Source organism: Mesorhizobium sp. P160219 (assembly GCF_057786095.1).
The window spans coordinates 4,809,219-4,824,455 of record NZ_JBYNWG010000001.1 but is presented as its reverse complement, the minus strand read 5'-3'; the positions used below and the strand labels follow the sequence as shown (position 1 = coordinate 4,824,455).

Here is a 15,237-nt window from a genome sequence, read left to right as displayed (position 1 = left end):
TTTTCTTGACATATTATCATGGGACATCTGACCGGGTCCAATGCGCTGTACCCCGGCTGCCAGGAAAACAATATGACGATTAACACCGGCAAGACCATTTTTTCGGGGGCAGGCCGCTTTTGCCGCGTCGCGGTTGCAATCGCCTGTCTGGCGCCAGGGCTGCTGGCGGCAAGTGGCTGCACGAGCGCCAATACCGGCAACGGGATGAATGTCGGCCTGACGCAGGGCGCGCAGGACACCGGCTCTTATCCCAATCTCAACATCCCGCCGCAGGTGGCGGCAAGGCAACTCACCCCTGAGGAGACGCAGGCCAAGCTTGCCCAGTTGAAGGGCGAACAGCAGGGGCAAGTGGCCAAGGGCGGCGGCGGTGCCCCGTCCACCAGCCCGGCGGCGCTGAACTCGCTGGCGAAGAACCATGGCAAGGACACGCTGAAGCAGATCGAAGCCAAATGCGATCCCGCCCTCGACCCTACCTGCAAATAAGGCTATATCGCGCGCCGAAAGCGGTCTTTGCCAAGGCGCCTAGCCAAGCCAACTGTGCTAAAGCCAATCTTAAATCGTCTGGAACTGACATGGAAGAATTTCACAAGGTCCGCCGGCTTCCGCCCTACGTGTTCGAGCAGGTCAACCGGCTGAAGGCCAGCGCCCGTTCGCGCGGCGCCGACATTATCGACCTTGGCATGGGCAATCCGGACCTGCCGACGCCGAAGGCGATCGTCGACAAATTGTGCGAAGTGGTGCGCGATCCGCGCACGCATCGCTATTCCTCCTCCCGCGGCATCCCAGGTCTGCGCCGCGCCCAGGCCGCCTATTATCAGCGCCGCTTCGGCGTGAAGCTCAATCCCGACACGCAGGTGGTGGCGACGCTCGGTTCGAAGGAAGGCTTCGCCAATATGGCGCAGGCGATCACCGCGCCGGGCGACGTGATCCTGTGCCCCAACCCGACCTATCCGATCCATGCTTTCGGCTTCATCATGTCGGGCGGCGTCATCCGTTCGCTGCAGGTCGAGCCGGATGACGGCTTCATCCCGGCGCTCGAGCGCGGTGTCCGTCATTCGATCCCGAAGCCGCTGGCATTGATCCTCAACTATCCGTCGAACCCGACGGCGCTGGTCGCCTCGCTCGATTTCTACAAGGACGTGGTCGCCTTCGCCAAGAAGAACGACATCATCATCCTGTCGGACCTTGCCTATTCGGAGATCTATTTCGACGGCAATCCGCCGCCTTCGGTGCTGCAGGTGCCGGGCGCCATCGATGTCTGCGTCGAGTTCACCTCGATGTCGAAGACCTTCTCCATGCCTGGCTGGCGCATGGGCTTCGCCGTCGGCAATGAGCGGCTGATCTCGGCGTTGACGCGGGTGAAGTCCTATCTCGATTACGGCGCCTTCACGCCGATCCAGGTGGCGGCGGCGCATGCGCTGAATGGCGACGGCGCCGACATCGCCGAAGTTCGCGAGGTCTATTTGAAGCGCCGCGACGTCATGGTCGATGCCTTCAGCCGCGCCGGCTGGACCATTCCGGCACCGGCTGCCTCGATGTTCGCCTGGGCGCCGATCCCGGAGCCGTTCAAGCATCTCGGCTCGCTTGAGTTTTCCAAGCTCCTGATCGAGCACGCCGACGTGGCGGTGGCGCCGGGCATCGGCTTTGGCGAGCATGGCGACGATCATGTCCGCATCGCGCTGGTCGAGAACGAGCACCGGATCCGGCAGGCGGCGCGCAACATCAAGCGCTTCCTGGCGTCCAGCGCCAAGCAGCCGAACAATGTGGTGCCGCTCGCCGCGCATCGCTAAAGTCGCCGCACATCTTATTCGAGCAGATTTTTTGAGGGGCGTCGCCGGGCATGGCTGAAGCGTTGCGTGTTGGAATTGCGGGTCTGGGTACGGTTGGCGCCTCGGTGGCGCGCGTGCTGCGCGACAAGGCAGCGGAACTGACGCGCCAGTGCGGACGCGATGTCATCGTCACCGCTGTTTCGGCTCGCAATGCCAAGCGCGACCGTGGCGTCGACCTCAGCGCCGCCAAATGGTTCGATGATCCGGTGAAGATGGCGCAGACCGCCGACATCGACGTCTTTGTCGAGTTGATCGGCGGCGATGAAGGCCCGGCGCGTTCGTCGGTCAAGGCAGCACTTGAGGCTGGGCGCCACGTCGTCACCGCCAACAAGGCGCTGTTGGCCAAGCACGGCGTGGCGCTTGCCGAAATCGCCGAGAAGAAGGGCGTGCTGCTCAACTACGAGGCGGCAGTTGCCGGCGGCATCCCGGTCATCAAGACGATGCGCGAGGCGATGGCCGGCAATTCGGTCACCCGCGTCTTCGGCATCCTGAACGGCACCTGCAACTACATCCTGACCCGCATGGAGGCCGAGGGCATCTCCTTCGACGAGTGCCTGAAGGACGCGCAACGGCTGGGCTACGCCGAAGCCGATCCGACTTTCGATATCGAGGGCCATGACACGGCGCATAAATTGTCGATCCTGACCAGCCTGGCCTTCGGCACCAAGATCGCCGCCAACGACATCTACATGGAAGGCATTTCCAATATCAGCCAGGCCGATATCCGCGCTGCCGCCGATCTCGGCTACCGGATAAAACTGCTCGGTGTCGCGCAGCGCACCGACAGCGGCATCGAGCAGCGCGTGCACCCGACCATGGTGCCGACCGCGTCGGTGATCGCACAGGTGCATGGCGTGACCAATGCAGTGGCCATCGAAACCGACATTCTGGGCGAACTGCTGCTCTCCGGCCCGGGCGCCGGCGGCAACGCCACCGCGTCCGCCGTGGTCGGCGATATCGCCGACATTGCCAAGAGCCGGCCGGGCTTCCAGCACGGTCCGGTGTTCGGCCTGCCGGCCAAGGAACTGCGCCCCTACAAGAAGGCGCAGATGCGCAGCCATGCCGGCGGCTATTTCATCCGGCTGACCGTGCACGACCGCATCGGTGTCTTTGCCGCGATCGCCAAGCGCATGGCCGACAATGATATTTCGCTGGAATCGATCGTCCAGCATGCCGTCAGCGGCGAGACGGATGCGCAAAAGACGGTGATCCTGGTCACCCACGAGACCACGGAAGCAGCCGTGCACAAGGCTGTCGACGGCATCACCAAGGACGGCCACCTCACAGACAAGCCGCAGGTTATCCGCATCGAGCGTGCGGGCTAGCCAAGTCATTTTTCTCCTTTAACCGATTGATGCTGCTGCTGAAAAGTGGTTCAGACGCCATAATGCTCTATCTTTTTGATTTGGAGCCGGATTGAGATTTCAGGTCGAACCCACCAATCATCATCGGGCTCGGGCGGAGGCGTGAGCCGCGAGATCAAGGCGCGTCACCAGGATGTGGAAAAGTTTTGAGACTTTCCTGTTTAGCCGTCGCATATTGCCGGAAATGACAATCTATAGATTACGCCTCCTATGACGGGCGACAAACGCTTCTTCCTCGATGTCAGGCAGTCGGCGACCGGTGTTTCCTGGGAACACCGGTTGAGCGAGCGGCAGGACATGACTGCGCTCGCCATAGCGCAGGGCCACGGCGTGCCCGACATTGTGGCGCGCGTGCTCGCCGGACGGGGCGTCACCGCGGACCAGGCCGAGCGCTTCCTCGATCCGACGATCCGCAATCTGTTGCCGGATCCGGCTTCGCTGACCGACATGGGCAAGGCTGCGACCCGCATCGCCGAAGCGGTCATGGCCAAGGAGAAGGTGGCAATCTTCGGCGACTACGATGTCGACGGCGCCGCCTCTTCGGCGTTGCTCAAGCGCTTCCTGACGCATTTCTCGGTGCCTTCGGAGATCTACATTCCCGACCGCATCTTCGAGGGCTACGGCCCCAATCCGGAGGCTATGCGCGAACTGGTCTCGCGCGGCGCGACGCTGATCGTCACCGTCGATTGCGGCACCAACAGCGCTGTCTCCATCGATGCCGCCAAGGCCGCAGGCGCCGATGTGGTGGTGCTCGACCACCATCAGGTCGGCGGCCCGCTGCCGGAGGCGACCGCGGTCGTCAATCCCAATCGCGAGGACGACCTTTCCGGGCAAGGCCATCTGTGCGCCGCCGGTGTCGTCTTCCTCACTCTGGTGCAGACGGCGAGGGTCCTGCGCAGCCGATTGCCCGACGCAGCGCCACCGGACCTGTTGTCGTTGCTCGACTTGGCGGCGCTGGCCACGGTTTGCGATGTGGTGCCGCTCATCGGCGTGAACCGCGCTTTCGTCGTCAAGGGACTACAGATGGCGCGGCAGCAGAAGAATGAGGGGCTCGCCGCACTGGCGCGGGTGTCCCGCATCGGTGAGCCGATAAGCACCTTTCATCTCGCCTATCTGATTGGGCCGCGCATCAATGCCGGCGGCCGCATCGGCGATGCAGCACTTGGCAGCCGGCTGCTCGCCACCGACGATCCGGTTGAGGCCAGGACCATTGCCGAGACACTCGACCGGCTCAACCAGGAACGCCAGCAGATGGAACTGGAGATGCTGGCAGCGGCGCGCGCCGAGGCTGACGCCGAACTTGCCGGCGGCAACGGGCCGGCCATCATCGTCACCGCCAGCACCAATTGGCATCCCGGCATTGTCGGCTTGATCGCCTCGCGGCTGAAGGACCATGCGCGGCGGCCGGCCTTCGCCATCGCCTTCAACGCCAATGGCATCGGCACCGGCTCTGGCCGTTCGGTGTCGGGCTTCGATCTCGGACGGCTGGTGCGCGCAGCCGCCGATGCCGGGCTGATCGTCAAGGGCGGCGGCCACGGCATGGCCGCCGGCATCACGGTGGAACGCGCCAAGCTCGGCGAACTCCGTGCTTTCTTCGAGGAGCGCGCGGCGGCCGAAGTGTTCCGGCTGCAGGACGAAGAAAGTCTGGCCGTCGACGGCGCGCTCGCCGCCGAGGGCGCGACGATTGCTTTGCTCGATGCACTGGAGAAGGCCGGGCCTTTCGGCGCCGGCCATGTCGCGCCGGTGTTCGCGCTGCCGCGCCATCGGCTGGCCGACGCGCGGGCCGTCGGCACCAACCACATCCGGGCTGATCTGCAGTCGGAAAGCGGCGGCCGCATCCAGGGCATCGCCTTTCGATCCGTCGATACCGCGCTGGGCGAATTCCTGTTCAAGAACAGGGGCAACACGATCCATGTAGCCGGCTCGCTGTCGGGGAATTATTGGAACGGCAACCGCACGGTGCAGTTCCGCATCACCGATGCGGCCAAAGCCTGACATTGCCGAACTGGTTTAAGCGAGAACCGTCTGCAGCCGCTTCAACTCGCTGATCTGCGCCATCGTCGCCTGGTAACCGACGCTGATCGCCTCATCCGCGCGGTGGAATTCGGTCAAGCCGATATGGCTGAGTTTCGGTTGGAGCGACATGTCGGGCGGATCGCCCGCCAGCCTTGCGCGTGAAATCCGGTCCTGGATGATGTTGAAGGCTTCGACCATGACGCCGGTGATGCCGAGACGGCTCTGGTGCGGCTGGTGGTCGGGGCTGGCCTGGCCTGGCCGGGGAGCGTCCTTCTCGATGAGCAGTTCCCCGGCGCTGTGCTTGATGACGGCGGCGCGGCCGAACAGATCGTAGTGAAGGTTGACCGCGACGACCAGCGGCTGCTCGTAGGCGCGGCAGACCGAAACCGGAACCGGGTTGACCAGCGCGCCGTCGACCAGAATGCGGCCGTTGCAATTCACCGGTTCGAACACGCCGGGCAGCGCATAGGAAGCCCGCATCGCGGTGATCAGCGAACCGCTGGACAGCCAGATCTCATGGCCGGTGCGAATTTCGGCGCCAACGGCGACGAACGGTTTCGTCAGATCCTCGAAGCGGATGCCTGCCATGTGCTCGCGCAGCCTGACGTCCAGTTTCATACCGCCGAACAGGCCGCTGCCGCGCAGATTGAGATCGAGCAGGCCGAAGATGCGCCGCTTGGTCAGGCTGCGGGCGAACTCCTCGAGTTCGTCCAGCTTGCCGGCGAGATAGCAGCCGCCAACCAGCGCGCCGATCGAGGTGCCGGCGATCATCGAGACTTCGATGCCGGCTTCGTCGAGCGCGCGCAGCACGCCAATGTGCGCCCAGCCGCGTGCGCAGCCGCCGCCCAGCGCGAGCGAAATGCCTGTCTTGCCCGCGGGTTGCGGGTCAGGCACGCCGCCGGACGATGAGGGGCCATTGGCCTCCCGCACGTCCGGTCTGCTACGCAATGACGCCCACTCGAGCATCATGATCTCCCTTGTCCCGCGTCCGTTCTACAGGAAGGACGTTTGAGAATAGTGAATATGAGTGGTTTGCGACTGTTGAATGGTTCACGCGGGCTTCCGATACGTTTTTTCCGCATCGAACAGCGGCGTGCTGCCATCGTCGGCAAGCGTTGCCTTGCCGCCGATTAGCCCCACCGTCCGATAAAAACATGAACGCCGGCCGGTGTGACAAGTTGCGTCGTGGCCCAACACTTTGACGCGCAACCATATGGCGTCCTGGTCACAATCCGTGAGCATCTCGACGACGGTCTGAAAATTGCCTGATGTTTCGCCCTTCTTCCACAGCGTGCTGCGCGAGCGCGACCAGTAGTGCGCGATGCCGGTTTCGAGCGTCAGCGCCAGCGCCTCGGGATTCATATGCGCGACCATCAGCAGCATACCGTCAGCGGCGTCGGTGACGACGACGGTGACCAGCCCGGCAGCATCGAAGCGCGGGGAAAACACCGCGCCTTCTTCGAGAGCCTTCTTGTCCGATGGAGCCTTGGGAAATGTTAGTGCCGACATCGCGGGTCCTTGATCTAGCGATGCCGGCGAGGGGCTTACGCCCCGAGGCCGCGCACCATGGTGACGAAACGGACCTGTTCCTCGGGCGTGTCCTTGAACACGCCGGTGAAGGTCGAGGTCAGCGTGGTGGAGCCCTGCTTGCGGATGCCGCGCATGGCCATGCACATATGCTCGGCCTCGATCATGACGGCGACACCGCGCGGATTGAGCACGTCCTGGATGACGCCGGCGATCTGTGCGGTCATGGCCTCCTGAGTCTGCAGGCGATGGGCGAAGATATCGACCACACGGGCAATCTTGGAAAGGCCGACGACCTTGCCGTCCGGGAGGTAGCCGACATGCGCCTTCCCGATGATCGGCACCATGTGGTGCTCGCAATGCGAGTGGAACTGGATGTCCCTGACGATGACGAGATCGTCATAGCCGGCGACTTCCTCGAAGGTGCGGCCGAGCTCTTCGGCCGGGCACATGTCATAGCCGTTGAACATTTCGAGAAAGGCCTTGGTGACGCGCTTGGGCGTGTCGATCAGGCCCTCGCGGTCCGGATTGTCGCCGGTCCAGCGCAACAGCGTGCGCACGGCGGCCTCGACCTCGGCTTCGCTCGGCCTGTCGGTGACCGGCCTGTCCAGATAGTCGGAAGGGGGCATGATTTTCTTGATGACGGCATCCATAAAGGCGTCTCCCGTAGTTCCTCTCTCAGGAGGAACGAGTTGAACGGACCACGACCTTTCGGGTGCTGAAAACTCGCCCGGTTTCCAGCCCGCAAGCGGCGTGAACGAAATGGGCAAGGACGATGGCTCTTCGTTGCCTTGTCGATACCCGACTGCCAGCATTATATATGGTCGTGCGCAGCGAATGAAAGACGTCACAGCGGCAATCGCTGTTCGCTTGGCGGCGACGGATTGGAAAAATATGATTGACGACGTCTACAATGCGAAAATTCTGGGTTTTGCCGGAAACATCGCCCGCATAGGCCGGCTCGATCATCCGGATGCGAGCGCCAAGGCTCATTCCAAATTGTGCGGCTCGACGGTAACCGTCGACCTCAAGATGGACAATGGCGTCGTCACCGATTTCGCTCATGACGTGAAGGCCTGCGCCCTCGGCCAGGCTTCGTCCTCGATCATGGCTCAACATGTCATCGGCGCCAGCGCCGACGAATTGCGGGCGGTGCGCGACACCGTGCTGAAGATGCTCAAGGAAAACGGCGCGCCGCCGCAAGGCCGCTTTGCCGATCTGAGATATCTGGAGCCGGTGCGCGACTACAAGGCGCGCCATGCCTCGACCATGCTGACCTTCGATGCGGTCGTTGACGCCATCGGCCAGATCGAGAAGAAGCGCGCGGAAGAGGCGGCGTGACCCTTGCCATTTGATCGCCAAAGCCTGGTGTTCGCCGCGAGCCTTGCTGGCGCAGTTGCGTTGAGCAGCGGCGCGAGCCGGGCGGACGTGGCGGTCCAGCGCGATATCGGCGAGTATCTCAAGAAGGCCATCCAGCTCTGCTGGAGCATACCTGTAGACGCCCACAGCATAGTCCGCGTCCAGTTCAGCCTGAACAAGGACGGTTCGCTCGCCGGTCCGCCAAAAATCCTCAGCCCTGCGCCACCGACGCCGGACAAGGTTGCCGAGGCCGCTGTCCGGGCCATCTCGCGCTGCGCACCATTTTCCAGGCTGACATCCTATACGGCCCATTATGATCTGTGGCGTGATGTCGTGCTGACATTCGACCCGGGACAGGATACTTCGGACAGGGCTCTGGGCATCGATGCGAAGAAGCTCGACCAAGCCCTCGAAAAATTCCGCAAGAAGCCAAATTAGCTGAGGCCGGTCAGGCGGCTCTTGGTTTGCTGCGCCCGTCTGCTTTCGGCAAATTCGCTTCTCACCCAGTCGGCGAAGGCCTTGGCCGGCTCCGCCAGGTCCTTCAAACTCCTGCCGACCAGCCAGTAGGCGCCCGATGCGACATCAATGTCGAACGGCTTGATCAGCGCGCCGGATGCAATCTCCTCGCCGATCTGCAAGAGGTCGCCCAGCGCCACGCCGTGGCCGAGCAGGGCCGCCTGCTTCGACAGCGACACATCCGCCAGCATAGGGCCGCGCGCCGGAATGGTGTCGGCTGCCACGCCGGCTGCCTCGAACCAGCGCGCCCAGCCTTGACGATTCTCCTCGTGCAACAGCGTGTAGCGGGCAAGGTCGAGCGGCTTTTCGAGGGCAGGGCCCGATGCCAGCAAGGCCGGCGACAAGACCGGTGAATCGACGGTCGAGGCGAGCCATTCGGCCTCGCTGCGCGGCCATGAGGTGGCGCGCGCGCTGAAGCGCAAGGCGAGTTCGGGCTGATCGCTGCGGAACTCGATCGGCCTTGGGTCGACTTCGAGGGAAACGTCGATATCGGGCCGCAACTGGCTGAAGCGGTTGAGCCGCGGCAACAGCCATACAGAGGCCAGCGACGGCTCGACGCTGACGCGAACCACCGACTGCGCCGGGGCCGCCACCAGGTCCGAAAGCAGCCTGTCGATGTCGTCGAAACTCCTGACCAACTGATCGAGCAGGCGCTGGCCGGCTTCGCTCAGCTCGACGCGACGGTGATGACGGTGGAACAAGGGCTGGCGCAGGAACTGCTCGAGTTCGCGGATCTGCCGGCTGATGGCGTCCTGGGAGACGAACAGCTCCTCGGCGGCCCGGCTAAAGCTCAATTGCCGGCCGGCTGCCTCGAAACTTCGCAATGCCGTCAGGGGCAGCCGTCCGCGCTTCATTTCGCATAACCCGAAGTTATCTGAACCGGAAATTATACTCGTTTGAAGGCGAAGGCCAGCGGGCGTCTAATCCGTCTCAAAGGAGATGCGGCCATGATCCAGTTACTGGAAATCTTTTGCGATGTGATGCGGATCGCGACATTTCAGTGGCATGGCGACAGGCAGCATCATGTGCAGCGCACCGAGCAAAGGCCGGCCACCCGCTGGGCGGCTCCAGCGGAGCGGCATCCCTTTCGCCGCTCGCGACCCTGAAGCCGACAAAGAGGCGAGTGAAGAGGATTGCGTTTGCCGGCCGAAGCTCACATCTATCGGTTTGGAAACGCAAGCTGACCCGGAAGCCGGTTTCGGGGTCGCGTTCGGAAAGAGACTGCGGTGGGCGACCAGCATCGGCATGTGCATGCCGCCGGACAGACCCGGCGCGGGCGCAACTGGCCCGGTCCCTGGCGCAAAACACCCGGCCGCATTTTCGGCACGTCGCTGGTGCGCTTGTACCAGCTGACGCTGTCCGGCTTTGTCGGCAATTCCTGCCGGCATCTGCCGACCTGTTCCGAATACGCGCATGAGGCAATCGCCCGCCATGGCCTGTGGGCCGGCGGCTGGATGGGGCTTTTTCGCGTGCTGCGCTGCGGGCCGTTCGGAACGCATGGTGTCGACCGCGTGCCGGAGGTGCTCGCTCCGAGCTACGTCTGGTTCACGCCATGGCGTTATTGGCAGATCGGCAGGAAGCGCGGCGAGGCCTGACGGCGGACGCGCTGGGTCCCTGATATAGATCGCCAGGGCGGCATTTCTTTACGATCCGGTAGGGTTAACAACGGCCTGCACAAAGACTGCGCATTTGAGTCAAAATCGAGCCAAGACACTTCGCTAAGCGCCTCCTGTTCATTCCCAGGAGAGCCCACATGCGTCGGATCGAAACCCATCCCTTCATCATTGCCGCGGTCCTCTTCCTGCTGGCCTGGTTTCTGGGATTTCCGATGCGGGCGCAATCGGCGCCGCTTGGCGATTTCGCCTGCACGCTTATCCAGGACGCGGCGAGCGGCGAGACGCTCTATCAAAGCGGCGTCTGCGACCAACGCGTCAGCCCGGCGTCGACCTTCAAGGTGCCGCTGGCGCTGATCGGCTACGACAGCGGTGTCCTCAGCGACGCGCATACACCGAGCTGGGACTACAAGCCTGAGTTCAACGCCGTGAAGCGCGACCACAAGGCCGTCGACCCGACGATCTGGGAGCGCGACTCGATCGTATGGTATTCGCGCGAGATCGTGCGCCGGCTCGGCGCAAAAAGCTTTGCCCTCTACGTCTCGAAATTCGGCTACGGCAACATGGATGTCTCGGGCGATGCCGACAAGGACAACGGGCTCACGCAATCCTGGATAAATTCCTCGCTTGAGATATCGCCGGTCGAACAGACAGCCTTCCTGCGCCAGCTGCTCGCCGGCAAGATGCCGGTTTCTGCCAAGGCGCATGAGATGACCCGAGCCATCCTGCCGACTTTCCAGGCCGGCGGCTGGACGGTGCGGGGCAAAACCGGCAGCACCAGGCTGGGAAACAGCAAGGACAAGCGCGCGCTGGGCTGGTTCGTCGGCTGGGCCGAAAAGGGCGGCCGCCGGATCGTCTTCGCCCGGCTGGTCGTCGACACCAAGCCGATCGACATGCCGAAAGGCCCGGCGACACGCGCGGCGTTACTGAGGGAGTTGCCGCAACTGGTGAAGTGAACTTGCTTTAGCTTCAAGTGCTCCGGCGGGCACGAAGGATGTGGCCGCCGGAATTCCTTGTCTCCGCCTTTGGCGTCCTGGAGAAGCGGGCGGCGATGTCGCTGCTTTCCAGATCTTCGATCTCATCGAAGCCGAGCTCGCGCAGCGATTGCGCCAGTGCCGCGGGCACGAAGAAGCTGATCCAGGGCTCTCCGGCAGCGGCGACGCGCGCCGCATGGAAAGAGAGGGCAGCCTGTCCAGCCGCATCGCGGTTCTCGGCCGGCTCGCTGTAGTCGAAGACGACCTCCGAACCGGGCATGCCGGCAATCCAGGACAGGGTGCTGAAGATTGCGTCCTGGCTCAGATACGGAACGACACCCAGCCAGATGAAGAAACTGGGCTCGGTCTGCCGCAAACCGGCCGATGCCAGGCCATCCGCGGGGCGCTGGCGCTCGAAGTTGACCGGCACGAACATGGTGGCCCGCGGTTCGGCAAGACCAGCATCGGCGATGCATTTCCGTTTCCAGGCCTGTGTCGCCGGGTGATCGACTTCGAACACCGCGACATCAGGGTACGGATTGCGCAGCGAGAAAGTGTCGAGGCCGGCGCCGAGCACCACCACTTGCTGGACGCCCCGGCGCACCGCCGCAGCCAGCCAGTCCTCGGCGAGGCGGGCGCGCGCTGCCACGAACAGGCGCATGCGCCGGCTGCGCTCACCTTCCTGCTCGAGCTCCTGCACCGTCGGTGCGGCATCGCCCAGTATCGCACTCGCATATGGGTCGCGAAACAGCGCCGCCTGCTGCGAGAACTGGTGGAGGGCCCGCATGCGCGCGACGCCCAAGGCGGTTCGGCTGGATTTTGCGTCTTCCATGCCGGGGATTCCAACCTCGTGTCGGGGAAATTCGCAAGCCTGTGCGACTGGCCTGCGACATCTGTCGCGCCATTTCCTGACAGCTGCGCCAACGACGGCTCTTTACCTGATGCCGCGTGGCCTCTAAAACCCGCCCGCTGCCGGATGCCTCCGGCTTCACACCACGACCACCCGCGCTCGTTTGCGGGACTGGATAGGAGATACCCGATGCTGAATTCCGTTTCCCTGACATTTCCCGATGGCTCCGTCCGCGACTATGACGCGGCGATGACCGGTGCGGGCCTCGCCGAATCGATCTCGAAGTCGCTGGCCAAGAAGGCTGTCGCCTATGCCATCGACGGCACCGTTCGCGATCTTTCCGACCCGCTTGGCAAGTCCGGCAAGGTCGAGATCATCACCCGCAGCGGTCCGCGCGCGCTGGAGCTCATCCGTCATGATGCAGCACACGTGCTGGCGGAGGCCGTGCAGGAACTGTGGCCGGGAACGCAAGTGACCATCGGGCCGGTGATCGAGAACGGATTCTATTACGACTTCGCCCGCAACGAGCCGTTCACGCCTGACGATTTCCCGGTGATCGAAAAGAAGATGCGCGAGATCATTGCGCGTAACAAGCCGTTCACCAAGGAAGTCTGGTCGCGCGACAAGGCGAAAAAGGTCTTTGCCGAGAAGGGCGAGCGCTACAAGCTCGAGCTGATCGACGCCATTCCCGAAGACCAGGATCTCAAGATCTATTCCCAGGGTGACTGGTTCGACCTCTGCCGCGGCCCACACATGGCCTCCACCGGGCAGATCGGCAACGCCTTCAAGCTGATGAAGGTGGCCGGCGCCTATTGGCGTGGCGATTCGAACAACCCCATGCTGACCCGCATCTACGGCACGGCCTGGGCCGAGCAAGCTGAACTCGATGCCTACCAGACGATGCTGGAAGAGGCAGAGAAGCGCGACCACCGCAAACTCGGCCGCGAGATGGACCTGTTCCATTTCCAGGAAGAGGGGCCGGGCGTCGTCTTCTGGCACGCCAAGGGCTGGAAGATGTTCCAGAATCTGGTCAACTACATGCGCCGCCGCCTCGACGAGCAGGGCTACCAGGAGGTCAACGCACCGCAGGTTCTCGACAAGAGCCTGTGGGAGACGTCGGGCCACTGGGGCTGGTATCGCGATGCCATGTTCAAGGTGACGGTGGCCGGCGACGACACCGACGACGACCGCGTGTTCGCGCTGAAGCCGATGAATTGTCCGGGCCACGTGCAGATATTCAAGCATGGGTTGAAATCCTATCGCGATCTGCCCGTAAAGCTTGCGGAATTCGGCAATGTGCATCGTTACGAACCGTCCGGCGCCTTGCACGGGCTGATGCGCGTGCGCGGCTTCACGCAGGACGATGCGCACATCTTCTGCACCGAGGAGCAGCTGGCCGCGGAGTGCCTGCGCATCAACGATCTGATCCTGTCGACCTACGCCGATTTCGGCTTCGACGATGTCAGCGTGAAGCTGTCGACGCGGCCGGATAAGCGCGTCGGCACCGACGAGGCCTGGGATCATGCCGAGGCGATCATGGGCAACGTGCTGGATACAATCAGGACGCGCTCGGGAAACCGCATCAAGACCTCGATCAAACCGGGCGAGGGCGCTTTCTACGGGCCGAAATTCGAATATGTGCTGAAGGACGCCATCGGCCGCGAATGGCAGTGCGGCACCACGCAGGTCGACTTCAATCTGCCGGAACGCTTTGGCGCCTTCTACATCGGTTCGGATTCGGAAAAGAAGCAGCCGGTGATGGTGCATCGCGCCATCTGCGGTTCGATGGAACGCTTTCTCGGCATCCTGATCGAGCATTATTCCGGTCATTTCCCGCTGTGGTTCGCGCCGCTGCAGGTGGTTGTGGCGACGATCACCTCGGATGCTGACGACTATGCGCGAAAGGTCGTCGCACAGTTGAAGGCGGCAGGACTTTTGGCCGAACCGGATCTGCGCAACGAGAAGATCAACTACAAGGTGCGTGAGCATTCGCTGGCCAAGGTTCCTGTGATCCTCGTATGCGGCAAGCGCGAGGCGGAAGAGGAGACGGTCAACATCCGCCGGCTCGGCTCGCGCGATCAGGAATTGCTCAAGCTGGCCGACGCGCTGAAGCTGCTTTCCGACGAGGCTGTTTCGCCCGACCGAAGGCGCAGCGCGGCCTGAGCAATCAATATTTCGGAGAAATGGCGGTGGAGCGATCCACCGCCATTTTCACATGCCTGTCACGCCAACCTTGTAACGAGCCCCCATGCTCAAGCTGAAGATACGGGAAAGGCCGTTTCCCGAACTCTCCTACGCCAATGCGAGCCAGCCGGCGCTGACGCGCTGGTTCATCCATTCCATTGAAGGTCTGTCGGGGCGCGACCGGTATGCCGCGCTCTATGATTTCTGGCGCCGCCAGGTGGCGCCGACCGGCGAGCGCGTGTTCAGCCGCATGCTGGAGCTGATCGACGTCGAGGTGCGCAGCACCGATCGGTGGCCGCCGGCGGGGCTGCCGGACACGCCGCTGGTGATCGTAGCCAACCACCCGTTCGGCATTGGCGACGGCATTGCCGTGCTGTCGCTCGTCGAGCAGCTCGGGCGTCCGTTCCGCGTCATGATCCACAAGGATCTGCTGAAGATCCGCGAGATGGAACCGTATTCGCTGCCGATCGACTTTTCCGAGACCAAGGACGCGGTGAAGAACAACTTGGCGGTACGCCACGAGGCGGTGCGGCTGCTCAGGGAGGGCGTCACCATCGTCGTATTTCCGGCCGGCGGCGTCGCCACCGCGCCGAAAGGCTTTGGCCGGGCGCGCGACCTGCCGTGGAAGATGTTTCCGGCGCGCCTCGTGCAGGACGCCAAGGCGTCGGTGGTGCCGATGCATTTTTCCGGGCAGAACGGCCGGCTGTTCCATCTGGTCAGCGGCCCGATGAACATGGCGGAGCGCGAAGGAAGGGTGGCGAAATTCGTCGGCAAGGCGTCGCTGACGTTGCGCCTTTCAATGCTCATCCGCGAATTCGCGCGGCTGTCCGGCAAGACGATCGACGTGCGCGTCGGCAACCTGTTGAGCTGGGCCGAGCTGGAATCGCTGCGCGATCGCAAGGCGCTGCTTGAGCGTCTTCATCGCGGCGTCTTCGATCTGGCGCCCGACGCGCCGCGCGGCCGGGTCCACTTCCTGCAGCGCCGCCTGCGCAAGGCCGCCTGACG

General features: G+C 63.4%; 15 protein-coding genes. 10 read left to right on the top strand and 5 right to left on the bottom strand.

Going from position 1 to position 15,237, the window contains the following annotated elements:
* The first annotated feature begins 72 nt into the window (after positions 1-72).
* The 4 genes from AC3EMP_RS23475 to recJ all read left to right on the top strand — a co-directional run bounded on the left by AC3EMP_RS23475 (position 73) and on the right by recJ (position 5,188).
* Complete coding sequence (locus tag AC3EMP_RS23475; protein WP_023691128.1) at positions 73-483, top strand: hypothetical protein; 411 nt, start codon at positions 73-75, stop codon at positions 481-483.
* An 89-nt stretch (positions 484-572) separates the two neighbouring features.
* Positions 573-1,790 (top strand): LL-diaminopimelate aminotransferase, encoded by a 1,218-nt coding sequence (locus tag AC3EMP_RS23470; RefSeq protein ID WP_023681615.1) that lies wholly within the window; start codon positions 573-575, stop codon positions 1,788-1,790.
* A 50-nt stretch (positions 1,791-1,840) separates the two neighbouring features.
* Positions 1,841-3,154, top strand: coding sequence for a homoserine dehydrogenase (locus AC3EMP_RS23465; RefSeq protein ID WP_352711469.1), 1,314 nt, complete (start codon positions 1,841-1,843; stop codon positions 3,152-3,154).
* Between the two features lie 249 nt (positions 3,155-3,403).
* A complete protein-coding gene (recJ, locus tag AC3EMP_RS23460) occupies positions 3,404-5,188 on the top strand; it encodes a single-stranded-DNA-specific exonuclease RecJ (RefSeq protein ID WP_023815392.1) in 1,785 nt (594 codons plus the stop codon).
* 15 nt (positions 5,189-5,203) lie between these two features.
* Here the strand turns inward: recJ and AC3EMP_RS23455 are convergent, their stop codons facing one another.
* From AC3EMP_RS23455 to folE, 3 genes are all read right to left on the bottom strand, one after another.
* Positions 5,204-6,175 (bottom strand): patatin family protein, encoded by a 972-nt coding sequence (locus AC3EMP_RS23455; RefSeq protein WP_023667624.1) that lies wholly within the window; start codon positions 6,173-6,175, stop codon positions 5,204-5,206.
* 84 nt (positions 6,176-6,259) lie between these two features.
* Positions 6,260-6,718: a phosphoribosyl-AMP cyclohydrolase gene (gene hisI / locus AC3EMP_RS23450; RefSeq protein WP_023805328.1), complete on the bottom strand. Its 459-nt coding sequence runs from the start codon at positions 6,716-6,718 to the stop codon at positions 6,260-6,262.
* Positions 6,719-6,753: 35 nt separating this feature from the next.
* Positions 6,754-7,389: a GTP cyclohydrolase I FolE gene (gene folE / locus AC3EMP_RS23445; protein WP_023710658.1), complete on the bottom strand. Its 636-nt coding sequence runs from the start codon at positions 7,387-7,389 to the stop codon at positions 6,754-6,756.
* Positions 7,390-7,630: 241 nt separating this feature from the next.
* Here folE and AC3EMP_RS23440 point away from each other — a divergent pair, with 241 nt between their 5' ends.
* A complete protein-coding gene (locus AC3EMP_RS23440; protein WP_023710657.1) occupies positions 7,631-8,077 on the top strand; it encodes an iron-sulfur cluster assembly scaffold protein in 447 nt (148 codons plus the stop codon).
* Between the two features lie 3 nt (positions 8,078-8,080).
* Positions 8,081-8,533 carry a hypothetical protein gene (locus AC3EMP_RS23435; protein ID WP_023710656.1) on the top strand — a complete coding sequence of 151 codons (453 nt, stop codon included), beginning with the start codon at positions 8,081-8,083 and terminating at the stop codon, positions 8,531-8,533.
* On the opposite strand, the gene AC3EMP_RS23430 is transcribed toward AC3EMP_RS23435, so the two are convergent.
* Positions 8,530-9,465, bottom strand: coding sequence for a LysR substrate-binding domain-containing protein (locus AC3EMP_RS23430; protein WP_352711464.1), 936 nt, complete (start codon positions 9,463-9,465; stop codon positions 8,530-8,532). The genes AC3EMP_RS23435 and AC3EMP_RS23430 overlap by 4 nt on opposite strands.
* A 372-nt stretch (positions 9,466-9,837) precedes the next feature.
* On the opposite strand from AC3EMP_RS23430, the gene yidD reads away from it, so the two are divergent.
* Together yidD and blaOXA are read left to right on the top strand one after the other, a co-directional pair.
* The gene (gene yidD / locus AC3EMP_RS23425; RefSeq protein WP_023695455.1) at positions 9,838-10,206 is read left to right on the top strand and encodes a membrane protein insertion efficiency factor YidD; all 369 of its coding nucleotides are present in this window, start codon (positions 9,838-9,840) and stop codon (positions 10,204-10,206) included.
* A gap of 158 nt (positions 10,207-10,364) precedes the next feature.
* Complete coding sequence (gene blaOXA / locus AC3EMP_RS23420) at positions 10,365-11,180, top strand: class D beta-lactamase (protein ID WP_023695454.1); 816 nt, start codon at positions 10,365-10,367, stop codon at positions 11,178-11,180.
* 13 nt (positions 11,181-11,193) lie between these two features.
* Here blaOXA and AC3EMP_RS23415 read toward each other — a convergent pair whose 3' ends face one another.
* Positions 11,194-12,030 (bottom strand): SAM-dependent methyltransferase, encoded by an 837-nt coding sequence (locus AC3EMP_RS23415; protein ID WP_023695453.1) that lies wholly within the window; start codon positions 12,028-12,030, stop codon positions 11,194-11,196.
* Between the two features lie 207 nt (positions 12,031-12,237).
* On the opposite strand from AC3EMP_RS23415, the gene thrS reads away from it, so the two are divergent.
* Together thrS and AC3EMP_RS23405 are read left to right on the top strand one after the other, a co-directional pair.
* On the top strand, positions 12,238-14,211 hold the full coding sequence (gene thrS, locus AC3EMP_RS23410) for a threonine--tRNA ligase (RefSeq protein ID WP_488494682.1): 1,974 nt from the start codon (positions 12,238-12,240) through the stop codon (positions 14,209-14,211).
* Positions 14,212-14,296: 85 nt separating this feature from the next.
* Positions 14,297-15,235 carry a lysophospholipid acyltransferase family protein gene (locus tag AC3EMP_RS23405; RefSeq protein ID WP_023695451.1) on the top strand — a complete coding sequence of 313 codons (939 nt, stop codon included), beginning with the start codon at positions 14,297-14,299 and terminating at the stop codon, positions 15,233-15,235.
* Positions 15,236-15,237: the final 2 nt, after the last annotated feature.